General features: G+C 63.5%; 12 protein-coding genes. 7 read left to right on the forward strand and 5 right to left on the reverse strand.

Annotated elements, in window-relative coordinates; translation table 11 throughout:
- Positions 1–23: 23 nt before the first annotated feature.
- The 3 genes from ACWHXD_RS12075 to ACWHXD_RS12085 all read right to left on the reverse strand — a co-directional run bounded on the left by ACWHXD_RS12075 (position 24) and on the right by ACWHXD_RS12085 (position 3,635).
- A complete protein-coding gene (locus ACWHXD_RS12075) occupies positions 24–1,415 on the reverse strand; it encodes an alginate export family protein (RefSeq protein WP_138763160.1) in 1,392 nt (463 codons plus the stop codon).
- Positions 1,412–2,308 (reverse strand): VOC family protein, encoded by an 897-nt coding sequence (locus tag ACWHXD_RS12080; protein WP_032892265.1) that lies wholly within the window; start codon positions 2,306–2,308, stop codon positions 1,412–1,414. Before ACWHXD_RS12080 ends, ACWHXD_RS12075 begins: the two co-directional genes overlap by 4 nt.
- Before the next feature lie 754 nt (positions 2,309–3,062).
- Positions 3,063–3,635, reverse strand: a complete 573-nt coding sequence (locus tag ACWHXD_RS12085; RefSeq protein WP_138763159.1) for a LuxR C-terminal-related transcriptional regulator — start codon at positions 3,633–3,635, stop codon at positions 3,063–3,065.
- Between the two features lie 130 nt (positions 3,636–3,765).
- Between ACWHXD_RS12085 and ACWHXD_RS12090 the strand changes: the two genes are divergently transcribed.
- From ACWHXD_RS12090 to ACWHXD_RS12115, 6 genes are all read left to right on the forward strand, one after another.
- Entirely contained in the window at positions 3,766–4,944 is a 1,179-nt protein-coding gene (locus ACWHXD_RS12090; RefSeq protein WP_138763158.1) for an acetyl-CoA acetyltransferase, read from the forward strand.
- Between the two features lie 3 nt (positions 4,945–4,947).
- A complete protein-coding gene (locus ACWHXD_RS12095) occupies positions 4,948–6,477 on the forward strand; it encodes a class I adenylate-forming enzyme family protein (protein ID WP_138763157.1) in 1,530 nt (509 codons plus the stop codon).
- 33 nt (positions 6,478–6,510) lie between these two features.
- A complete protein-coding gene (locus ACWHXD_RS12100; protein ID WP_138763156.1) occupies positions 6,511–7,830 on the forward strand; it encodes an MFS transporter in 1,320 nt (439 codons plus the stop codon).
- Positions 7,831–7,981: 151 nt separating this feature from the next.
- Positions 7,982–8,536 carry a histidine phosphatase family protein gene (locus ACWHXD_RS12105; RefSeq protein ID WP_138763155.1) on the forward strand — a complete coding sequence of 185 codons (555 nt, stop codon included), beginning with the start codon at positions 7,982–7,984 and terminating at the stop codon, positions 8,534–8,536.
- Between the two features lie 45 nt (positions 8,537–8,581).
- Positions 8,582–9,337 carry a precorrin-6A synthase (deacetylating) gene (gene cobF, locus ACWHXD_RS12110; RefSeq protein WP_138763154.1) on the forward strand — a complete coding sequence of 252 codons (756 nt, stop codon included), beginning with the start codon at positions 8,582–8,584 and terminating at the stop codon, positions 9,335–9,337.
- A 10-nt stretch (positions 9,338–9,347) separates the two neighbouring features.
- A complete protein-coding gene (locus ACWHXD_RS12115) occupies positions 9,348–10,064 on the forward strand; it encodes an alpha/beta hydrolase (protein ID WP_138763153.1) in 717 nt (238 codons plus the stop codon).
- 554 nt (positions 10,065–10,618) lie between these two features.
- Here the strand turns inward: ACWHXD_RS12115 and ACWHXD_RS12120 are convergent.
- Positions 10,619–11,173, reverse strand: a complete 555-nt coding sequence (locus tag ACWHXD_RS12120; RefSeq protein WP_014718107.1) for a DcrB/PsbP domain-containing protein — start codon at positions 11,171–11,173, stop codon at positions 10,619–10,621.
- Between the two features lie 72 nt (positions 11,174–11,245).
- Complete coding sequence (locus tag ACWHXD_RS12125) at positions 11,246–13,057, reverse strand: monovalent cation:proton antiporter-2 (CPA2) family protein (protein WP_032897482.1); 1,812 nt, start codon at positions 13,055–13,057, stop codon at positions 11,246–11,248.
- 412 nt (positions 13,058–13,469) lie between these two features.
- Between ACWHXD_RS12125 and ACWHXD_RS12130 the strand changes: the two genes are divergently transcribed.
- On the forward strand, positions 13,470–24,857 hold the full coding sequence (locus ACWHXD_RS12130) for an autotransporter-associated beta strand repeat-containing protein (protein ID WP_138763512.1): 11,388 nt from the start codon (positions 13,470–13,472) through the stop codon (positions 24,855–24,857).
- The last annotated feature ends 13 nt before the right edge of the window (positions 24,858–24,870 follow it).

Below are 24,870 nucleotides of genomic sequence, written 5' to 3' on the forward strand. Positions count from 1 at the left end.
AGGCTTGTATGGGTGTGCTTGTCTCACCAACTGAACTTGAGCTCCATGCCCAGGTAGTTGCTGTCGTGCCCACCGGCATCACGCAGGGTCTGGCCGACCGCGTAGTGCACCGCCTCGACCGCACCGCTGAGGTTGGGGGTAAAGGCGTAGTCAGTGCGCAGTTGCCCATAGGCGCCGGTCCAGCGCTCACCTTGGCCCGCGGTGCCAGCCACGGCCAGGTTGGGCTGGGTGTAGACGGCGTCTGCGGTGGTTTGCCGCCACAGCAGGCCGACAGCGGTTTGCACGCTGAGCTTGGCAATGGGCTTGACGGTGATCGACGGCTTGACGTGGATCAGGTTGCTGTAGCCGGTATAACCCGCCAGGGAAAAGTAATAGCCATTGGGGAACAGCGGATTGAAGGTGCCGACCCGGCCGTCACCGGCCTTGCGGTCACCGGAGGCGATATCCAGTTGCAGGCCGATACGCGGCTTCCAGGCCAGCGTGTCAAAGGTGTAGCCGGTGCGGCTGCCACCGGCCCAGGCGCGAATCGTCTTGCTGCCCACCGAGCCGCGTTGCAGCATGGCTTCGATGTCCCAGTCGAACCCCTGGGCTGCGCCGCCGAGGCGGGCGTCCAGCAACTGGCGGGTTTCGTCGCCGTCGGCGTCCAGGTAATGGGCGGCGCTGCGCTCGTACACGCCGTAATAGGCCGACAGCTCATTGGTACCGCCCACCAGCCGCTCGACCCGTAGCATGTGGAAGCGCGCGTCGCTGTTGGATTTGTCGTCGAAATGCCGACCATCCTGGTACTGCACCGGTTGGCTGGCGATCCCGATAAAGCGCCATTGCGGCGTTTCCCAGTCCGCCCACAACGCATCGAAGGACTGCCGCACATTCGGGCCGTCCCGTGACGAGATGAAACGCTGCAAGTCGAAAGCGAAATCCTGGCGGCCAGCCCGTGCCTTGAAGGTGCCGGCGTTGAAGGTCTTCACGTATTCGGCAAAGGCCAGGCGCAGGTCGACGCGGTTCTGGTCGGCACCGCCAATCGTGGTCTTGTCATAGGCCCGCACATCTTCCAACTGGGTGAACAGCCGCCAGTGTTCGTTCAGGTGCAAGTCGGCGTGCACCTGAAAACGCTGGATCAGGTAGCGGTCACGCGGTACATCGCGCACGCCGAACCCGCTGGCGTCGTTCATCTCGAAGCGTTCACGCAAGGTGGCGCCCAACGACAGGTAGGTAAACGGGTTGGCCGCGGACAACGGGATGTACTTGAGGTTGTCCAGCGGTTGCGTGCGCAAGGCCGGGTCCTTGAGCACGGACCAGTCTTCCTGCCAGCGGTTGGCCTTGATCGCCGGGCGTACCGGCTGGTCGTCGGCCTGCACGCTGCCAGCAAGCAACGGCCACAGCACAGCCAGGCTCCAGCCTGCGTGACGCATCATTTTGCCGCGCTGAGTTGGTGGATTTCTGCGACATAACCGCCTGGGAACTCCACCAAGGCACTGCGCCGACCTTTGCTGTCGAACGCCGGCACCAGCACTTTTGCGCCAGACCCGGTGGCCTTGCCCAGGGTGGCGGCCAGGTCGTTGACCTGATAACCGGTGGTGTCGTGGCCGAACGGGTAGGGCAGTTGGCCGTTGGTGACCAGCACCGCCATGCGCCCGAACGGCGATTCAATCTCGACGCGGCGGTAGTGGCCGCCGGCTTGGCCGACATCAACCCCTGGGGCGTGCTTGTCGTCGCTCAACACCTTGCCGTGGGAGAACCCCAGGAACGCCTTGATAAACCGCTCGGCGCTGTCGTTGGACACATACACACGGTTTTCCGGCACGGTCTCGAAGGCGGCGTAATCCGGGGTCTTGGTGTGCCAGTAGAGCTGCATGTTCACACCGCCCGGCCATTGCACCACGGCGTCACGGCCGATGGGGTCGGGGAAATCGCTGACGATCACGTCGGCGCCATTTTCCCGTGCGGCCTTGAGGGCCACGTCCATGTCCTTGACCAGATAGCCGTTGCGTTCCTGGCCGAAGGGGTGAGGCACGGGGGTGGTAAAGCCGAACAACGACACGGTGCCCGCCGGGGTCTGCAGCAGTTGCGAGGTGGTGCTGCTCGGCACTGGCAGCACGTTGACCACGACCTGGGGCGTGCTTTTGCCGCCGAAGGTGGCGAGGAAACTCTGGGCAAAACGGTCCACATCGGCCGGTGCCACATACACATGGCTGGTGTCGTACTGCGGCGCCACGGCCACGCTTGGGGTGGCGGCGAACGCGCTGTTCATCATCGCACTTGCCAGCAGCGTCAATGCCAGCGATACCTTGGTTGTTGTGTTGCCCATGCCCGTTCTCCAGCGCTTATGAGGGTTTGAAAGCGGTGAGGTTAGGGGGGCAGGGCGGTGGGGAATTGTATGGACGTGCTCGGTTGAACGTTTCAGCTACGCTGCCCAGGCAACTGACGCCGATCTACCTGACACCCCCGAGATCAACCTGTGGGAGCTGGCTTGCCTGCGATGACGTCCTGACAGGCGACACGGTTGGATTGTGTACATATCCATTGCTGCGGTAACGGCCACTTAGGGTTCCGCCCTGACGGCGGCTCACTTTTGAACAGCGCAAAAGTAAGCAAAACGCTCTTGCCCCACCACTTGGCACCTCGCTTAGGCTCGGTGTGCCCTCACTCCGGCTTGAATCCGTGGGCCGCCGTCATGGGCCATCCTTGGCCCAGGACGGCTAACCCGGCGTCCTGCCGGGTTACCCACGAATTCAAGCCTGCGTTCGGCCAGCGTGGTTTAACGGGGCGCCTAAGATCAAAAGCAGATCAAGAGCGGCTCGCTTCGCATCGTGGTTACCGTGGAGTGTGCAACGTGCAAGTTGTGCATCTACTGCACTAACGCTTTCGCAGGAAAGTCATACTGCCAGTCAGTTAAGCTTTTTTGTAGGAGCGAGCTTGCTCGCGAAAAACTTACAGGCGCCGCGTTCATTCAGCAAACACGCGTTATTGTTGACGTTTTTCGCGAGCAAGCTCGCTCCTACAGAAATTGGGGATGCCCACACATTTGGATCACGGGGCATCAGTTAAACAGCCGTTGTCTGTTACGCCACCATAATGATCTTCGACACCAATTCCACCACCGTTTTGGCCTGCAGTTTCTTCATCAGCCGCGCCCGGTGCACTTCCACGGTGCGGTGGGAGATCGCCAGGCGCAGGGCGATTTCCTTGGATTTGAAGCCGTTGACGATGTGCATGGCGATTTCTCGCTCACGGGGCGTGAGGTCGCCGGTGCCTTGGTGCATGCGGTCCAGGCGTTCGAAGTGCCAGATCATCAGTTTGAACGGGTCTTTGGGGGTGAGGGTGTAGCCGTGGGACTTGGCCCAGAACACTTCGCCGTTGTGGTGCTGCATGAAGCGTTCATCGGAATAAAATCCGTTGCCGCTGTCGAGCAGCCAGTCATGGCTGCGCTTGCCGATGGCGTGGTAGTCGGCCTGGGACGGGTAGATCAGCAGGGTCAGCTGGTTGACCAACGCGTCGCGCGTATAGCCGAACAGCTTCAGGAAAGCGTCGTTGCAGTCGAGTATCACGCGGTCGCTGGTGACGATCTGCGGGGCAGGGGACAGCTTGAACGCCAGGCGTTCGAGGTCGGGGAATTGCTGGGCTAGCGCGGTCATGGGGCATCCTGCCTCGTTGTTCAATGCCCTGGGGCGCTACTTACCCGTGTAAGTAGTTACACGAATTGGCGCACGATCAGGGGTGGGTCATTGTAAGTAAAGTCCGAATCAAGAACAGAAGAAATTGATTATGCCTGCTGATTGCGTCTCCATTGTTGCCGCTGGTCACTCCCGTTTTGGTCGCCTGGAAGGCACGACGCTGGAAGACCTGATCGTCCAGGTTACCCGGGAAGCCTTGAGCGACGCCGAGATTGACGCGTCGCAAATCGATGCGTTGTTCCTCGGTCATTTCAACTCGGGGCTGGTGCCCGACGGGTTTGCCGCCTCATTGCTGCTGCAAGCCGACCCCGGGCTGCGCTTCAAACCGGCTACCCGCTGTGAAAACGCCTGTGCGTCCGGCTCGGCGGCGATTCAGGCGGGGGTCAATGCGATCCTCTCCGGCAGCGCTGAACTGGTGCTGGTGGTGGGCGCCGAGAAGATGACCCACACCAGCACCGTCGCAGTCACCCAAGCCTTGGCCGGGGCCGGCTACCAGAACGACCCGGCCGAAGCCGGCCTGAGTTTCCCCCAGTTGTTCGGCCGCGCCGCGCGCCAATACGCCGAGCGTTACCACTGCCCGCTGGGCTCGATGGCGGCCATCGCCACCAAAAACCACTCCAATGCCATGGCCAACCCGCTGGCGCAGATGCATCGGGAGATGAATTTCGAGCACTGCAACAACGTGTCCCAAAGCAATCCGTTCGTGGCCGACTCCCTGCGCCTGACCGATTGCTCGCTGATCAGCGACGGCGCCGCTGCGATCATCCTCGCTTCGCCCAAACGTGCGCGGGCGTTTCGTCGTGAGGTGCAAATCCGCGCGATGACTCAGGTCAACGACACCTTGCCGATCGCCCAGCGCGACATCCTGGCCTTTGAAGGCCCGCAACGCGCGATTCATGCAGCGCTGCGCGGGGCGAATGTGACCCTGGCTGACCTGAGTTTCGCCGAGGTGCACGACTGCTTCACCATTGCCGAGCTGCTGATCTACGAAGCCATGGGCCTGGCGCCCAAGGGCGAAGGGCATCGCGTGCTCGACAGCGGCGTGGTGCGCGCCGGCGGGCGCTTGCCGGTCAACCTTTCCGGCGGGCTCAAGGCCAAGGGGCACCCCGTTGGCGCCACGGGGGTGTCCATGCATGCCCTGGCGTTCCGGCAATTGACCGGCGAGCCGATTGGCCTGGCGGTGCCCAACCCGGAGTTCGGCCTGGTGTTCAACATGGGCGGCATGGCGGTGGCCAACTACGCCTCGGTCCTGCAGGCACGCCGGAGCTGAGCCATGAACATTGCCAACTGGTTGCACGACACCCAGCGCCGGGCCCCGCAACGCCCGGCCTTGTTCGACGGCAGCGTGCAAGTGGCCGACTACGCCACCTTCGCCGCCCACGTGCGCCAACGCGCCACGCAGCTGGTGGAACAGCATGGCCTGGTGCCGGGGGACGCGGTGGCGCTGCTGATGAAAAACAGCTGCGACTATCTGGAACTGCTCTACGCCATCTGGTGGATGGGCGGGGTGGCGGTGCCGATCAACGCCAAGCTGCACCCCAGCGAAGCGGCGTGGATTGCCGATAATGCCGAGGCGCGGTTGATCTTTACCGACGGCGGCCAGGTGTTTTCTTCGCGGGATCTGCCCGCGCGTTGCACGGAACTGGACGGCCATCCGCTGCCGCCCAGCCATGGTTGGCCCGGCCTGGAACAGCCAGTGCCCCGCCAGGATCACGACCTCGCCTGGCTGTTCTACACCTCCGGCACCACCGGGCGCTCCAAGGGCGTGATGCTGTCCCACGGCAACCTGATCGCCATGTCGCTGTGCTACGCCACGGATGTCGACGCGGTGAGTGCCGACGATGCGGCGCTGTATGCCGCGCCCATGTCCCACGGCGCCGGCCTGTACAACTTCATCCATGTGCGCTGTGGCGCCCGCCATGTGGTGCCGGCCTCCCATGGCTTTGATGCTGCCGAGCTGTTCGGGCTGGCCGAGCAGATGGGCGATGTGTCGCTGTTTGCCGCGCCGACCATGGTCAAGCGCATGGTGGAGCAGGCGCGGCGCCAGGATTATCACGGCGCCGGCATCAAGACCATCGTCTACGGCGGCGGCCCCATGTACCTGGCCGACCTGCGTGAAGCGGTCGACACCTTCGGCCCGCGCCTGGTGCAGATCTACGGCCAGGGCGAGAGCCCGATGACCATCAGCGTCTTGCCCCGCGCCTTGATCGCCGAGCGCCAGCGTCCCGACTGGGCCAACCTGGCCGCCTCGGTGGGCCACGCGCAAGCCTGTGTGGAAATCCGCATTCTCGATGCCGAACGCCAGCCACTGCCCACCGGCCAGCGTGGCGAAATCGCGGTGCGTGGCGCCACGGTGATGCAAGGCTACTGGCGCAACCCGCAGGCCACGCGCCAGACGCTGGTGGACGGTTGGCTGCTGACCGGTGACATCGGCTACCTCGACCCGGCCGGCTACCTGACCCTCACGGACCGCTCCAAGGACGTGATCATCAGTGGCGGCAGCAACGTGTACCCCCGTGAAGTCGAGGAAGTGCTGGCCCAGCATCCCGAGGTGTTCGAAGTGTGCGTGGTGGGCGAGCCGGACGCGCAATGGGGTGAGTCGGTGGTGGCCTTCGTGGTGACCCGCAGCGGCCAGCCCCTGGACGAAGGCGAACTCACCGCGTGGTTCCTGGCGCGCATGGCCTCGTTCAAAAAGCCGAAAAAATATGTGTGGCGCAGCGACTTGCCGAAGAACAGCTACGGCAAGATTCTCAAGACCGACTTGCGGCATTGGCTGCAAACCGCGAGTATCGCCGCGCTTTAACATGGATCGATAATCAGACAAGGAGTCCCCACGATGGGCAATCCCGCACAAGACACCGTCCGCAAGCGCCGCCGTGCGTTTCTTGGCGCTACCTCCGGCCACTTGATCGAGTGGTACGACTACGGCGTATATGGCTTTCTCGCCGTCTATATCGGCCAGGCGTTCTTCGTCTCCGATGACCCCACCACCAGCCTGTTGGCCAGCTTTGCCGCGTTTGCGCTGAGCTTTTTTATCCGCCCCTTGGGTGGGCTGTTCTTCGGCCCGCTGGCGGACAAGATCGGCCGGCGCAAAACCCTGATCATGGCATTGGTGATGATGACCGGTTCCACGGTGATGCTGGGCCTGTTGCCGACCTACGCCAGCCTGGGCATCGCCGCACCGATCCTGCTGATCCTGGTGCGCTGCGTGCAGGGCTTCTCGGCGGGCGGTGAAATCGGCACCGTCACCAGCTTCATCTCCGAATACGCCGGCCCCGGTCGTCGTGGCTTTGCCACTTGCTGGCTGATGGTCACCGCCGTGCTCGGCCTGCTGCTCGGTGGCGCTGTGGCCAATGGCATGACCTGGGTGCTGGGCGCCGAGGTCATGCAGGAATGGGCCTGGCGCGTACCGTTCCTGATCGCCGCGCCCCTGGGCTTTATCTCCATGTACATCCGCCTCAAGCTCGAAGACAGCCCCGAGTTCCTCGCCTTGCAACGCGCCGGGCAAACTTCTCGCGCGCCGCTGCGTGAGGTCTGGCAGTGGAAGCGCGCGATTGCCTTGGTGTTCTTTATCATCACCTTGCACAGCTCGATCTTCTACCTGGTGCTGACCTTCGCCTCGACCTACATGGCCAAGATCCTCAAATTCGACAGCGGCACCACCTTGCTGTACGTGTTCGTCGCCAGTTTCTCGGCAGCTTTTGTGATGCCGTTTGGCGGAGCCTTTACCGATAAATACGGGCGCAAGCCGTTCCTGATGGTGATCGGCACACTGGCGACCCTGGCGATGTTCTGGCTGTTCAAATCCGCCCCGACCGCCACCCCGGCGACCTTCTTCGTGCCGTTGATGGCGGTGGCGATTTTGTTCGGGCTGTATGCGTCGTCGACCTATGCGCTGATGAGCGAACTGCTGCCCACGCGCATTCGTTCCACCGGGATTGCGGTGGCCTATAACGTGCCAGTGGCGGTGTTTGGCGGCAGTGCGCCGCTGATTTCCACCTGGCTGATCAAGGTGACAGGCGACATTACCTCGCCGTGGTATTTCTACGTGGCGACCGGGGTGGTGTCGTTGCTGGCGTTGGTGGTGTTGCGCAAGGAAGATTTTGTCGCCAGCGGTCACTCGACAGTCGTGCCCGCCAATACTGCGTTGGCCTGATTCACGAACACCCTGTGGAACGGAACTTGCCCCAACTCCCTGTAGGAGCGAGCTTGCTCGCGAAAAACTCAAAGGCGCCGCGTTTACTCAGGCAACACGCGTTATCGTTGACGTTCTTCGCGAGCAAGCTCGCTCCTACAAGAGAATCGCCATGCAGGCCACTCGCTTGACCCTGATCTGCCACGCCCTCACGCCCCTGCAAAAGCAAGGGCGATTTCCGGATGACGAGTCCGTCACGATGGACTGGCAGGGCGCGGCCTTGTCCCTGGCTGGCCGCTACAAACAACCGGCACGGCTAGTGTGCGGCCCTGAAGTGAGAGCCTGTCAAACCGCGGGCTTGTTCGGCGATAACGCCCAGGTCGACCCCGCCTTATGCGACCTTGATGTGGGTGCATGGAAAGGCCAGCGCATCGGCCAACTCGACAGCGAAACCTTGAACACCTGGGCCACCGACAGCACCAGCGCAGCCCACGGCGGCGAGTCGGTGGATCAGTTGTGCAGGCGGGTTGGCCAATGGCTCAAATCCCTCGAAACCCACCCCGGCCATGTCATCGCCGTGACCCACCCGTTCGTCATCCGTGCGGCGATGCTGTCCGTCATGCAGTTGCCTGTCTCGATGTTCTATCGGATCGACGTCGAACCCCTCTCGGCCACCGAGCTACGCTTCAACGGTGTATGGCGCCTGCGCCTGGAAACTTCCGCCTGATTCCCGGAACATGGCAAAATCCACGCCCCGCACTGAGAGCTCCCCATGAAACGCATCCTGATCATCGGCATTGGCGCCGGCAACCCTGACTACATCACGATGCAGGCCGTGAAGGCGCTGAACCGTACCGACGTGTTCTTCCTGATGGACAAGGGCCAGAGCAAGGACAAGCTGATCGACCTGCGTCGGGAAATCTGCGAGACCTATATCACCAAGCCCGGCTACCGTTTTGTCGAGGCCGATTGCCCGGAACGGGTGCGCGGTGAGATCGACTACACCACCGCCGTGCAAGACCTCAACCGCGACAAGCAGCACACCTTCGAGCGCATGATCAACGAAGAAATGGCCGACGGCGAAGTGGGGGCGTTTTTGGCCTGGGGTGACCCGGCGCTGTACGACAGCACCATCCGCATTTTGCAGGCTATTCTTGTCAGTGGCCGTTGTGTCTTCGAGTTTGAAGTGATTCCGGGTATCACCAGTGTGCAGGCCCTGGCGGCGCAGCATAAGGTGCCGCTCAACCGTATCGGCAAGTCGATCGAAATCACCACCGGGCGACGGCTGGCGGCGGGGCAGGCGAGTGATGCCGATACCCTGGTGGTGATGCTCGACGCCGAAGACTCCTACCGCAGCGTGGCGGATCAGGACCTGGATATTTACTGGGGCGCTTACCTGGGTACGCCGGACGAGATTCTGATCAGCGGTAAAGTGGCGCAGGTGGCAGAAGAGATCGAACGGGTACGCAAGGCGGCGCGCTTGGAAAACGGCTGGATCATGGACACCTATTTGTTGCGCAAACCCTGAGGTAAACCCGATGCTCAAACAGCTTGCCTTTGCCTTGGCCCTGGTGGCCGGCGCCGCCCATGCCGATAGCGGCTTGCACACCGACTTGCCGTTGTCCTACCTGGAGCAGACCCAGGGCGATACGCGCAACCAGCCACTGGTGATCTTCCTGCATGGTTTTGGCAGTAACGAGGAAGATTTGTTTGGCATCAAGAACGCCTTGCCATCCACCTGGACTTATCTTTCGGTGCGCGCGCCGCTGCCGGTGGAACCGCAGGGTTATCGTTGGTTTACCAAGACCGATGAGCCTGAGTACAACGGTGAGACCGATGAACTGTTCAGCAGCGCCCGGTTGATCAAGGATTTTGTGCTCAAGGCCACCGCCAAGTATCACACCCAAAGTGATCGGGTGTTCCTGGTAGGGTTCAGCCAGGGCGCGATCATGTCTTACGAGGTGGCCTTGCGTGAACCCGAATTGGTACGCGGTATCGCCGCGCTCAGTGGCAGCGTGCTACCGGTGCTCAGGTCTGCGCTGAAACCGGATGCGGCGATGGGCAAGCTGGCGATCTTTATTGGCCATGGCACTTTGGATCAGGCGTTGCCCTTTAGCTCGGCCACGCAGGCGAACGAGGTGCTGGCGGGGTTGGGGCTCAAGCCGGAGTTTCATGAGTACCCGGGGATGAATCACACCATCAGCGCGGCGGAAATCCAGGACTTGAAAGCCTGGCTAGAGAAAAGCCTGAAGTGAAATGCGGTTAAAAATGTGGGAGCTGGCTTGCCTGCGATGGCGGCCTCCCAGCCTACGGCTATCTACCTGACACCCCGCGATCAAACTGTGGGAGCGGGCTTGCTCGCGAAGGCGGCCTGGCAGCTAACACAGTTGGATCGGGTATATATCCGTTATTTAGGTAACGGCTACTTAGGGTTCCGCTCTGACAGCGGGTCACTTTTGGAAGGACCCAAAAGTAACCAAAAGGTCCTCGCCCCACCACTTGGCACCTCGCTTAGGCTCGGTGTGCCCGTAATCCGCCAGAGATTTGGGGGGCCGCCGCCACGCGCCATCCATGGCGCGGGGCGGCTAAACCGGCATCCCTGCCGGTTTACCCCCCAAATCCCTGTCGAATTCCGGCCAGCGTGGTTTGACGGGGCGCCTGAGATCAAAAGCAGATCAAGATCAAGAGCGGCTCGCTTCGCATCGTGGTTACCGGTGGCTGCGGCGAACGGCACAGTTGTGTAGATACCTATGGCCATCGCGGGCAAGCCCGCTCCCACATGGGTTTTGTATTGGCGGGAAGAGGGGGGTTACTTGCCGCCTGTAATCTGCTTCACCAGCTGCGCATGCCCCTTCACATCATCCGCCCGCGAAATGGCCTGAATCACCAGCAGATGGTTGCCTGAACCACCCAGGAATGTGGAGTTCAAGGTCTTGCCACCACCTTGGGTAGCGCTGCTGTCCACTTGGCGCAGGCCCAACCCCTTGTAGGTGAGTTTCTTCTCGCCCAGTTTCTTGAAGTCAGGCAGGGCAGCGCTCTGGTCCTTGACGAAATCGGCCACGGCGCCGTCGAGGAACTGCGGGTCGTTATCCTGGATCGTTGCCCCGTCGTTGCGCACGGTTTCGGCGACGATCACCACACTTTTCGTCGTCGAGTTGGCGTACAGGGTGCCTTGGGTGTCGGCGGTGCCGTCTTGCGCCGTGCCGGAGGGCAGGGTGTCGGCGCTGTAGGCCTTGGGCAGTTTGAAGGTGAACTTGCCACCCAAGGTGGAGATGGTCTGGGTGGTGGGCTTGGCAGCAGCGAACACGCTGCCGGCGGTGAGCGCGAGGGCCAGCAGCATTGCGGTCTTGGTGAACGTGGCCATGAAGCACTCCGGGGATGAACGAAATTGCGGCGTATTCTGTCAGAAAATTCGCAATCTCGTTCATCGGCCCCGTCACACTTTGTCGGAAGATTCTTCCTCAAGCCTGTCCATTTCAAACAGGCGCGCCAGTTCCGCACGGGCTTCCTGGGCGGTTTGCATGACCTTGGCCGCGTCGTCGTATACCGCGTGTTGGGCGGCAAGTACCTGCTGGTCGTGCGTCTTGAAGCGGTTGATGCGCGCATCGGCCTGGGCCTGGCTCAAACCAAGGCCCACCAAGGTACGGCGGCTCATTTCCAGGCTGGAGTAGAAGGTTTCGCGTACCGGTGAAGCGTCCAGGTCCACCAGGCGGTGTACGTGCTGGCGGTTACGTGCACGGGCGATGATCTTCATGTGCGGGTAGAGGTTGCGCACCAACTCGGCGGTCTTGATGTTGATCTCCGGGTCGTCCATGGCGATGACGAAGAATTCCGCTTGGTCGACTTTGGCCGCGTGGAGGATTTCCGGGCGTTGGGGGTCGCCGTAGAACACCGGCATGCCGCCAAAACTGCGGGTCAGCTCGATGGTTTCCACCGAGGTATCGAGGGCGATGAACGAGATGTTCTGGGCGCGCAGGATACGCGCCACGATCTGGCCCATCCGGCCCATGCCGGCGATGACCACGCGGGGCGCATCGCTTTCGATGGCGCGGTATTCCTCGGGCACTTCCACCGGCTTGACCTTGGGCTTGAACAGCTTCGGGCACACCAGCAACAGCAGCGGAGTCACGGCCATGGACAGGGTGATAGTCAGCACCAGCACGTCGTACAGCTGCGGTTCGAACAGGCCCTGATCGCGGCCGATCTTGAACACCACGAAGGCAAATTCACCGCCCGCCGCCAGCACTACGCCCAGGCGTAAAGCGCTTTCGCGGTTGAGGTCGCCCACCATCCGCCCGACGGCGTACAGCAGCGGCAGCTTCAAGCCGATCAGCAGCAGGGTCAGGCCGATCACCACCAGCGGCGTGCTGAGCAGCAAACTGAGGTTGGCGCCCATGCCCACGCTGATAAAAAACAGGCCCAGCAGCAGGCCTTTGAACGGCTCAATCTGGGATTCCAGTTCGTGGCGGTATTCCGAGTCTGCCAGCAGCAGGCCGGCGAGGAATGCGCCCAGGGCCATGGACACGCCCACCAATTCCATCAGCCAGGCGGTGCCGATCACCACCAGCAGCGCGGTGGCGGTGGACACTTCGCGCAGGCCGGTCTTGGCCACGATGCGAAACACCGGGCGCAACAGGTAGCGCCCGCCGATGATCACCACGGCGATGCTGCCCAGGATCTGCAACACGTGTTGCACGCCCTGGGCCTCGGTGGTTGGGTGATCGCTGCCGGCCAGCAACGGCACCATGGCGATCAGCGGGATGGCGGCAATGTCCTGGAACAGCAGGATGGCAAAGGCCAGGCGCCCGTGGGGTTGGTTGAGCTCCTTGCGTTCGGCCAGGCTTTGCAGGCCAAACGCCGTGGAGGACAACGCCAGGCCCAGGCCCAGCACGATGGCGCTGTTCCACGACTGGCCAAACAGCCACAGCGCGACCGCACCCATCACCACGCCGGTGAGCAGGACCTGGGCCAGGCCGACGCCGAACACTGCCTTGCGCATCACCCATAAGCGTTTGGGTGACAGCTCCAGGCCGATGATGAACAGCAACAGCACCACGCCCAGTTCAGAAAACTGCGCCACGCTTTGCGGGTTGCCGATCAGGCCAAGTACCGACGGGCCGATGATCACACCGGCGAACAGATAGCCCAGCACCGCACCCAATTGCAGGCGCTTGGCCAGGGGCACGGTCAGCACGGCGGCGAACAGGAACACCACGGCTGCTTGTAACAGGTTGCCTTCATGGGGCATCACGAACTCCAGCATTTGCATCGATCAACGGTAGGAGCGAGCGTGCTCGCGAAAAACGCAAGGGCACCGCGCTGTGTCTGGTTTGTCGCGTCATCGTTGAGGATTTTCGCGAGCAAGCTCGCGCCTACGGTGGGGGAGGATAGGGCGCTATTAGAGCGCTTTTTCACATTTGGAAACTTGTATTTTTGTCGCGACAGTCAATGGGTGTTGGCTCTCATCCCATTCTTACGCCGGTCTTACGAAAGTATTAATACCATTTAATTCAATGGCTTTCGCGCAGGTCTACTAACGTTTCGAAAAACTGGATCAGTAGTCACCACGGTCAGGTGTTTCGAATTCGATGCGTGTGGATCGTTGAAACAAGGCTTACACGCAGTCACGGATGAAAGGCTTGGACCACAAGGAGTAGAACGTGGATAGAAGACTTGCGACTGCCGCTTTACCTCGTATTTCTGCGCTTTCTCTTGCGATCCGCCTGGGAGTGGCCGGGTTGGTGATGGGGCTGGCGAGCCCGGATGTGTTCGCCGCCTGTAGCCCGGCGAGTCCCACCGCTGGAGCGACGGTGACCTGTACGGGTGTGCCGTCATTGCCGCTGTTACTCAATACCTTCAGCAGTGCAGTCAACAGCCTGACGGTCAACGTCAACGCGGGGGCGCAGCTCAATGCGACGTTGGGCGGTAAAGCACTGACCCTGACCGGCAACAACACGACGTTGAACAACGCCGGCACCATTGACCCGGCACTCCTCGGATTGGTTTCGGTGCTGAGCGGTGGTGTGGTGATCGGCAACACGGCAGCCAGCGTGTTGAATATCACCAACAGCGCCACCGGCATCATGCGCGGGACTGGCGCGTTGCTGGGGCTGAACCTGGCCTCGCTGGACGGCATGGCCCTGAACGCCACTAACGGCGCAGGCGGCACCACCACGATCGTTAACAACGGTGTCATTGGTTCTTCCTCTTTGCTCGGCCTGACGCTGTTCGCCTCCGATACCCCGGTGGTGGCGGTCCAGGGTGGCGGCCAGGTCAATATGACGAATAATGGCACCCTGACCGGGCGCGTGGCGTTCGAGAGCTCCACTACAGGGAACACGTTCCGCAACACCGGCACCATCTCTGGCGGCGTGTCGATGGGGACCGCCAGTACCAACACCTTTACGGCAGTCACGGGGTCGCAAGTGACCAACGGCGGCGGCATTGGCGTAAGCCTGGGCGGACTGATCGGAGTGAACCTCACCTTTGCGCCCACCGGCCAGGTGGACGGCGGGGCAGGCGGCAGCAACTCACTGATCCTTGAAAACACGACGGGTGTCGGTGGTGGCAGTACGGGTACCGGCACGGCCTCAAGCGCCAACTATGTCAACTTCAACAACCTGGCCATCAACAGCGGCACCTGGACCTTGCTAGGGCCGCTGGTCAGCGGTAGCACCACGCTCAATGGCGGCGTGGCGCAATTCAATAACAACGCGACATTCGGCAGCGGTGTGCTCACGTCCAACGGCGGCGCTATCGAAGCCACCACTAACAACCTGACACTGGCTAACCTGATGACCCTCGGAACCGGTGGCCTGACGGTGCAGGGGGCTGCTACCGGGCTGACCTTGAACGGCCTGATCTCGGGCAGCACTGGCTTGACCAAAGTCGGTACGGGCGAATTGATCCTCAGCGGCGCCAACACCTTCCAGGGTGGCACCACCTTGAACGCCGGCACGCTCACACTGGGCGATGCTGCAGCACTCGGCACTGGCGCCTTGACTGTGACGGGTGCGGGTACGTTGCAGAGCAATGCAGCGTTGACCACCAGCAATGCGATCACCTTGAACGCCAATCTGACCGTAGGCGGCGTGAACCCTCTGACCCTGGGCGGGGTTGTCAGCGGTGGCTCCGGGCTGATCAAGACCGGCGCATCGAGCCTGGCGCTTACTGGCAACAATACTTATACCGGCACCACGGCCTTGAACGCCGGTTCGCTGGTGGTCGGCTCAAACACCGCGCTGGGTACCAGTGTGTTGAACGCAACGGCGGGCACCACGCTGGATGCCAGCGCAGCGGTGAGCCTGGGCAATAACATCAACCTGGGCGGTAACTTGACCCTTGGTGGCAGCAATGCATTGACCCTGGGTGGCGCCGTGGCGGGCATCGGCGGGTTGATCAAGAACGGGCCGGCTGACCTGATTCTTAACGGGGCGAACACTTACTTTGGCAATACCGCGCTGAACGCCGGCAAGCTGGTGGTGGGCACGGATGGCGCGCTGGGTGCCGGTGTATTGAATGCGGCAGCCGGCACGACCCTGGATGCCAATACGGCGGTGAGCTTGACCAACGCGGTCAACCTGGCCGGTAACCTTGGAATCGGTGGCAGCGCCAACCTGACCCTGGGCGGCACAGTCAACGGTGCAGGCAGCCTGACCAAAAACGGCACGGCCGGCCTGACACTCAGCGGCAACAATAACTTCCTGGGTGGCACCACCCTGAATGCGGGCAGCCTGACCGTCGGCAGCAACACGGCGCTTGGCCTGGGCAACTTGACTGTCGGCGGCGCCGCCACCCTGGACAGCACCTCGGCGGTGGCGCTGGGCAATAACATTGCCCTCAACGCCGGGCTGACCGTCGGCGGCACCAATGCGCTGACCCTGGGCGGTGTGGTCAGCGGCGCGGGTGCGCTGATCAAGGATGGCCTGGCCAACCTGACCCTCAACGGCACCAACACCTTCACCGGTGGCACCAGCCTCAACGCCGGCACGCTGACCTTGGGCTCGGCAGGCGCATTGGGCGCAGGCCCCTTGACGGTCGGCGGTGCGGCAACCCTGGATACCAGCGCGTCCTTCACCCTGGGCAACGGGATTGCCTTGAATGGCGACCTGACGCTCGCGGGTAACAATGACCTCAACCTCAGCGGCGTGATCAGCGGCGCCAGTGCACTGATCAAAAATGGCTTGGCTGACCTGACCTTGAGCGGCAATAACACCTTTACCGGGCCATTGAATATTGTCTCCGGCAGCGTCACCACCGGCAGCGCCGGTGCATTGGGTAGCACCTCTGGCGTTGATGTCAGCGCTGGCGCTGCGCTGAACCTGGGCGTCGATTCCAGCCTGGCCGGCCTCAGCGGTGCAGGTAGCGTGGCAGTCGGCAGCGGTTTGAATCTCACCGTGGGTGGTGTGAACACCAGCAGTACTTTTGACGGAGACCTGAGCGGTGCGGGCAGCTTGATCAAGGTGGGCACCGGCACGCTCACGCTCAACGCAATCAATGGCATCACCGGTAACACGACGATCAACGCGGGCACCCTGGATGTCGATGGTTCCCTGGGCAGCGCGTTGGTCAACGTGAATAGCGGCGGCACCCTCACTGGCAGTGGCTCGCTATTGGGTACGGCGAATATCAATAGTGGCGGGCACTTGGCGCTGGGCAGTGGCACGACCTTGTCGGCCGCTGGCCTGAACATGAGTGCCGGGGCCAGTCTGGATGTGGCCCTCGGCGCGCCGTCGTTGACGTCGCTGATGAATGTCGGTGGCAATGTGAACCTGGCCGGCGACCTTAATGTGAGCGATGCCGGTGGCTTTGGCGCTGGTGTGTATCGCTTGATCAACTACACCGGCGGCTTGACCGGTGCGTTGAACGTCAACACGGTGCCGCTGGGTTATGGCCTGGGTGATCTGCTGGTACAGACTTCAGTGGGCAGTCAGGTCAACCTGGTGGTAGCGGCGCCGAATATTCGTTTCTGGGACGGCAGCAACACCATCGCAAACGGCAGTGTTGACGGTGGCAACGGCACGTGGACCGCGGGCGGCACCAACTGGACCTCGGCCGACGGCCTTTCCAACCAGACCTGGGGCGGCGGCTTTGCGGTGTTCCAAGGCGCGGCGGGTACCGTCAGCGTAGACGGCGTGCAAACCCTCACGGGCATGCAATTCGCCACCGATGGCTACAGCCTGGTCAATGGCACCGGTGGGCAGTTGAGTACCGGCAGTGGCAACTTCGCCGTGCGCGTCGACCCACTGGCGACGGCCACCCTCGGCGTGGAGATCACCGGCGCGGGCGTTCTGAACAAACTCGATACCGGCACGCTGGTGCTCAATAGCGCCAACAGCTACACCGGCGGCACCTTGCTCAATGGCGGCACGTTGGTGGTCGGCAGCAACACCGCGCTGGGCACTGGCACGTTGACCGCTGCGGCGGGCACCACGCTGGACAGCAACGCCTCCGTAACCCTGGGCAATGATGCGGTACTCAGCGCCAGCCTGACGCTCGGCGGCAGCAACGCATTGGCGCTCAATGGCGCCATCAGCGGCATCGGTGGCCTGGTCAAGAACGGCACGGCAGACCTGACACTCGGCGGCACCAATACCTTCCTGGGCCCTGTGGCCTTGAACGCAGGCGGGCTGATCCTGGCCAGCAATACGGCCCTGGGCGCGGGCGTGTTGAACGCCGCAGGCGGTACCACCTTGGACGCCAGCACGGCGCTCACCACCACTAACGCGATCAACCTGGCGGGCAACCTGGGCATCGGCGGCACCGCAGACCTGACCCTCGGCGGCGCAATCAACGGTGCAGGCAGCCTGACCAAGGAGGGCACGGCCAATCTGATCCTCAGCGGCGCCAACGCCTACCTGGGTGGCACCACCCTGAACGCCGGTACGCTGACCTTGGGCGGCGCCACTGCCCTTGGCCTGGGCAACCTCACTGTAGGCGGCGCGGCGACCCTGGATAGCACGGCGGCGCTGACAGTGGGCAATGGCCTCGTGCTTGACGCCAACCTTGCCGTCGCCGGCAGCAACGACCTGACCCTGGGTGGCCTGGTCACCGGCACGGCGGGCCTGACTAAAGACGGCGCAGCCAACCTGACCCTCAATGGCGTCAACACCTTCCAAGGCGGCACCACCCTCAACGCCGGCACGCTGACCCTGGGCACGGCAGCGGCCCTGGGTACCGGCGCCTTGAACGTAAACGGTGCAGCTACTCTGGCCAACAGCACACCGCTGGTATTGGCCAATGCGGTCAACCTCAATGCTGGCCTGACCGTGGGCGGTCTCAACAATAACCTGACCCTGGCCGGCGTGCTGGCCGGCAGCGGTAGCCTGGTGAAAACCGGCACGGCGGATGTGAGCCTGACCGGCACTAACACCTTCAACGGCCTGTTCGATGTGCAATCGGGTAGCCTCACCACCTTGGGCAATGCTGCACTGGGTGTCGGCGCTGGGGTCAACCTGGCGAGCGGTACTTCCCTGAACCTGGGCGGCAGCGCCAGCCTGGGCGCCCTCACGGGTACCGGGATTGCCACCGTAGGCGCCGGCAGCACCTTGAGCGTCGGCAACAATAATCTGGACAGCAGCTTCGACGGGATCGTGGCAGGCCTCGGCAACCTGGCCAAAGACGGCACAGGCGCCTTGACCCTTGGCGGCCTCAGCGTGGTGACTGGCGATGCCCAGGTCAACGCTGGCAGCTTGCTCGTCAATGGCTCCCTGGCCAGCGCCAATGTGGCGGTGGGCAGTGGCGCCACCCTCGGCGGTACCGGCACCTTGCTGGGTAATGTGAGCATCGCCGATGGCGGCCACCTGGCCGTCAACTCCGGCGCGACCCTGACCACCGGTTCGCTGCTGCTCAATGCCAACTCCAACCTGGATGCGGGCCTCGGCGCGCCCGCCACTGGCGGCACGGCGCTGGTTCAGGTCAACGGCAACCTGACCCTGGACGGCACCCTCAACGTCACCGATATAGGCGGCTTCGGTGCGGGCATCTACCGCCTGATCGACTACACCGGTGGCCTGACCAACAACGGCCTGCAACTGGGCAGCCTGCCGGTGAACATCCCGGCCAGCGACCTGGACCTGCAAACTGCGATCGGCAACCAGATCAACCTGCTGGTCAACGGCAGTACCAATGTGCAGTTCTGGGACGGCAGCCAAACCACGGGTAACGGCACCATCGAAGGCGGCAGCGGCACCTGGAGTGCAGGCGGCAGCCAATGGACCGGCGTCAACGGCGCATTCAATACCGCCTGGACGCCCAACAGCTTTGCCGTGTTCCAAGGCACGGCGGGCACCGTCACGGTTGACGGCGCGCAAGCCGTCACCGGTTTGCAGTTCGTCACCGATGGCTACAACCTGGCCGGTGGCGCAGCGGGCGCCTTGACCCTGTTCAATGGCGTGGGCGGCAACACCGCCGTACGTGTCGATCCTGGCGTCACTGCCACCCTGGGCGTCGCGCTCAACGGCGGCGGCACCCTGGCCAAGCTCGACACCGGCACCCTGGTGCTCAACGGCGTCAACAGCTACACCGGCGGCACCGCCCTGGATGGCGGCACCTTGGTGGTCGGCAATGACAGCGCCCTGGGCAGCGGCGTCTTGACCACTGCCAATGGCACCACCCTGGACAGCAACACCGCGGTCAGCCTGGCCAATGCACTCAACGTCAACGGCAGCCTCACCCTCGGCGGCAGCAATGCCCTGACCCTGGCCGGCACCGTGGCGGGCACTGGCAGCCTGATCAAAAATGGCATCGCCAACCTGACCCTCAGCGGCAACAACACCTATGCCGGCCCAACCGCACTCAACGCAGGCGGCCTGATCCTGGCCTCCAACACGGCCCTGGGCAGTGGCGCCCTGAACGCGGCCGCCGGCACCACCCTCGATAGCAGCACGGCGGTTGCCCTCGCCAACACGGTCAATCTGGCTGGCAACCTAGGCATTCTGGGCACCGCTGACCTGAGCCTCAACGGCCTGGTCAGCGGTACCGGTGACCTGACCAAAACCGGCGCGGGCAACCTGACGCTCAACGGTGCCAACGCCTACCTGGGCGGCACGCAATTGAATGCCGGCTCCTTGACCCTGGGCAATGCGTCGGCCCTGGGCAGCGGTGCCTTGGCGGTCAATGGGGCAACCACCCTGGACACCAACACGGCGTTGGCCCTGGCCAATAACACCAGCCTGAATGCCGCGCTCACGGTCGGCGGGAGCAACGACCTGAGCCTCAACGGTGTGGTGGACGGCACGGGTTCGTTGACCAAGGCCGGTGGCGCCAACCTGACCCTCAACGGCGCCAACACCTACAGCGGCGGCACGGCGCTCAATGCCGGCACGCTGACCCTCGGCAGCACCACGGCCCTGGGCTCGGGCGCATTGACCGTCGGCGGTACGGCCACCCTGGCCAACAGCACGCCGCTGGTGCTGGCCAATGCGGTCAACCTCAATGGCGACCTCACTGTCGCTGGCAGCAACAACCTCACCCTGGCCGGTGTACTCGCTGGCAACGCAGCGCTGATCAAAAATGGCGCGGCGGACCTGCTGCTGACCGGCAACAACAGCTTCAACGGCCCACTCACTGTGGCGGCGGGCAGCGTGACCACGACGGGTAATGGTGCGCTGGGCACCACCTCCGGCGTCACTGTCGGCAGCGGCGCCAGCCTCAACCTGGGTGGCGATGCCAACCTCAACAGCCTGGCCGGCAACGGCACGGTGCAGGTGGCTGGCGGCGCTACGCTGGCGGTGGGTGGCAGCAACCTGGATAACAGTTTTGGCGGTGCGCTCAACGGCGCCGGCAACCTGGATAAAAACGGCAGCGGGGTGCTCAACCTGAGCGGCACCAATGCCATCAGCGGCGCGGCCACCGTCAACGGCGGTACCTTGAATGTCACAGGTTCCCTGGCCAGCGGCACGGTGGCAGTCAACAGCGGCGCGACCCTGGCCGGCAGCGGTTCATTGGCCAGCGCGGTGACCGTGGCCGACGGTGGGCACATCGGCCTGGCCACCGGCAGCACGCTGTCGGTGGGCTCGTTGGTGCTGGGGGGCAACTCGAACCTGGATGTCGGCCTCGGCACTCCGGTGCTGGGTGGCGGCACAGGCCTGCTGAATGTCGGCGGCGACCTGACCCTGGACGGCAACCTCAATGTCACCGATATCGGCGGCTTTGGCAGCGGCGTCTACAACCTCATCAACTACACCGGAGCCTTGACCGATAACGGCCTGGCCCTCGGCACACTGCCAGGCAGCGTGGTGCCGGGCGACCTGCAAGTGCAGACCGCGATCACCAACAAGGTCAACCTGCTGGTGACCGCGCCCAACACCACCGTGCAGTTCTGGGATGGCAACAGCCTGATCGGCAACGGTGCGATTGACGGCGGCACCGGCACCTGGAACGCGGGCAATGCCAACTGGACCAATGTCGACGGCACCCTCAACCAGGGCTGGGTCAACAGCTTTGCGGTGTTCCAAGGCGCAGCAGGCAACGTGACGGTGGACGGCACGCAAAACATCACCGGCATGCAGTTCGTCACTGATGGCTACACCCTGGGCGCTGGCACGGCGGGCGTGCTCAACCTGGTCAATGGCGGCACTGGCAACACCGCGGTGCGCGTCGACCCGAACGCCACCGCCACCCTGGGCGTGACCCTCAACGGCGCCGGCACCCTGGCCAAACTCGACAGCGGTACCCTGGTGCTCAACGGCAGCAATGGCTACACCGGCGGTACCGCGCTAAACGGCGGCACCCTGGTGGTGGGCAATAACAGTGCCCTGGGCACTGGCGCTCTGACGGCGGCAGGCGGCACCACCCTGGACAGCAACGCGGCGGTCAGCCTGGCCAATGCGGCCGTGCTCAACGGTGCGTTGACGGTGGGTGGCAGCAACGCGCTGACCCTCGACGGGGTTATCAGCGGCAGCGGCAGCCTGGTGAAAAACGGTGCGGCCGCGCTGACGCTCAATGGCGTCAACAGCTACAGCGGCGGCACGGGCCTGAACGCCGGTCAATTGATCCTCGGCAATAATGCTGCCCTGGGCAGTGGCGCTTTAACGGTCGGCGGCGCGGCGCAACTGGATGGCGGCACCGACCTGCAACTGGCCAATGCCCTCAACCTGGGCGGCCCGCTGACCCTGGCCGGCAGCCACGACCTGGCGCTCAACGGCGTGATCAGCGGCAGCGGCAGCCTGGTGAAAAATGGCAGCGGCGCGTTGTTGCTGACCGCTGCCAACACCTACAGCGGCGGTACCACGCTCAACGGCGGCAGCACCACCGGCAACACCACCAGCCTGCAAGGCGCTATCGCCAACAACGCGGCGTTGACCTTTGAGCAAGCCAGCGACGGCACCTACACCGGCAACCTCACCGGTACCGGCGTGTTGAACAAAACCGGCACCGGCGCGTTGCTGCTCAGCGGCAACAACACCTTTACCGGTAACACCAACGTCAATGCCGGCAGCCTGCTGGTCAACGGCACCTTGAACAGCGCCGCGGTGCAAGTCGCCAGCGGCGCGACCCTCGGCGGCAGCGGCACCCTGGGCGGTGCGGTGAACATGGCCGACGGCTCGGTGCTCAAGGCTGGTGCCGCGACGCCACTGTCGGTGGGTTCGCTGGCCTTGTCGTCGGGCACCACCCTGGACTTCGCCCTCGGTGCGCCGGGTGCCTCCAGTACAGCGGTGAACGTGGCGGGCAACCTGACCCTGGACGGCACGCTCAACGTCAGCGATACGGGCGGCTTCGGCGTCGGTGTGTACCAACTGTTCCGCTACGGCGGCAGCTTGACCGATAACGGCCTCACCTTTGGCACCTTGCCGGTGGCACTGGGCAACCTGAGCCTGCAAACGGCGCTGGCCAACCAGCTCAACCTGGTGGTGCAAACCACCCCAGGGCAGATCCAGTTCTGGAACGGCGGCACCACCAACCCCGATGGCAGCATCAGCGGCGGCAGCGGTACCTGGGGCCCAGGCACCAACTGGACCGACCCCACCGGCACCCAAGGGCAGGCGTCCACCAACCAGTTCGCGGTATTTGGCGGGCAGGGCGGCACCGTGACCGTGGTCGGCAACCAAGGCTTCACTGGCCTGCAAGTGCTGGACGCCGGCTACATGCTGGTCGCCGGTGAAGGCGGCAGCTTGAGCCCCACCAATGCCGCGGATGGCAGCCTGGCGCCGGTGCGGGTCAATTCCGGCGTGACCGCTCAGATTGATGCACCGCTGGTGGGAACCGGCGGCATCAACAAGCTGGATGCCGGCACCTTGCTGCTGACGGGCGCCAATACCTACACCGGCGGCACCACCGTCAGTGGCGGTACGCTGGCGGGCACCACCACCAGCCTGCGTGGCAGGATCCTCAACAACGCGCGGTTGTTGTTCACCCAGCGCACCAATGGCCAGTTCAGCGGTACCTTGAGCGGCACCGGTGCGCTGATCAAGCAAGGCGCAGGCGCGCTGTTGCTGACCGGCAACCAGCCGTTCAGCGGCACCGTGGCAGTGGAAGAGGGCGTGTTGCAAGTGGGTAACGCGGCCAACCCAGGCGCGGTACTTGGCGGCCAGGTCACCGTGGCCAACGGTGCAGGGCTGACCGGTAACGGCAGTGTCGGTTCGCTGGTCAACAACGGCTCGGTGACACCCGACGGCGGCAAGCTGACCGTGGCCGGCAACTTCACCAACGCCAGCACCGGTGCGCTGAACCTGGTGATCACGCCATCCACCACCGGCTCCCTGGCCGTAGGCGGCACCGCCAACCTGGGCGGCACCTTGAATGTGGTCAACCTGGCACCCTATGCCGGCGCCACCACCTACACCCTGCTGACAGCCGGCGCGGTCAACGGCACCTTCGCCACCACCAACCTGGAGAACCTGGCATTCCTGACTACCGCGTTGAACTACAGCCCAACCCAAGTGGCCCTGGCGGTCAGCCGCAACGACGTCAGCTATGCCAGCGTGGCGGCCACCGGTAACCAGCGCGGCGTGGCGGCGGCGTTGGGTACAGGTACCGCAGTCGGTGGCGCAGCGGTGCAAAACGCACTGCTTAACGGTGATGCAGCGGCGGCACGCGCGGCCTTTGACAGCTTGTCCGGCGAAATCCACGCCAGCACTGCCAGCGCCATGCTTGAAGACTCGCGTTACGTACGTGACGCGGTCAACGAGCGCCTGCGCCAACCCGGTTGCTACCGCGAGGACGACCCGCGCAATGCCCTGGCGCCGAGCGAAAACCACCTGAGCAGCGCCGGTTGCCACGGCGAGATGGTCGGCTGGATGCGCGTACTCGGCACCTGGGGCCATATGGGCGGTGACAGCAACAGCGCCAAGCTGGACCGCAACCTCAGCGGCTTCCTGCTCGGCACCGACAAGCAAGTGGACGACGCCTGGCGCGTCGGTTTGGCCGCCGGCTACACCCGCAGCGACCTGGACGCCAAGCGCCGCAACTCCAGCGCCGATGTGGACAGCTACCACCTGATGGCCTACACCGCCTACCAGCAAGAAGCCTTCGCCGCACGCATGGGCGTGGCGTACAGCTGGCATGACATCGAAAGCAAACGCAACGTGGCCGTCGGTGGCGAGGGCCAACGCCTCAAAGCCGATTACAAGGCACGCAGTGCGCAGGTGTTCGGTGAAGTCGGCTACACCATTCAAACCCCTACCGTGGCCCTGGAACCGTTCGCCGGCCTGGCCTACGTCAACTACGACAGCGACACCATTAAGGAGAAAGGCGGCTCGGCAGCCCTGCGCGGCGATGCCGACCAAGACATCACCTACTCGACCTTGGGCGTGCGCATTGGCCAGACCATCACCCTGGGCAACGGCTCGAAAATCACCCCACGGGGCAGCATCGGCTGGCGCCATGCCTTCGGTGACACCAAGCCCGACGCCGACCTGAGCTTTATCAATGGCGGTGGCTCGTTCAGCACCCAGGGCGTGCCGATTGCCAAAGACAGCGCGGTGGTGGAAGCGGGCCTGGACTACCAGATCAGCCAGAACGGCAGACTGGGCCTGGGCTATTCGGGCCAACTCTCGCGCAACGACAAGGACCACGCCGTGACGGTAAGTTTCTCCCTCGGTTTCTGATCAAGGCCGAGTT

Source organism: Pseudomonas fjordensis, assembly GCF_976987115.1.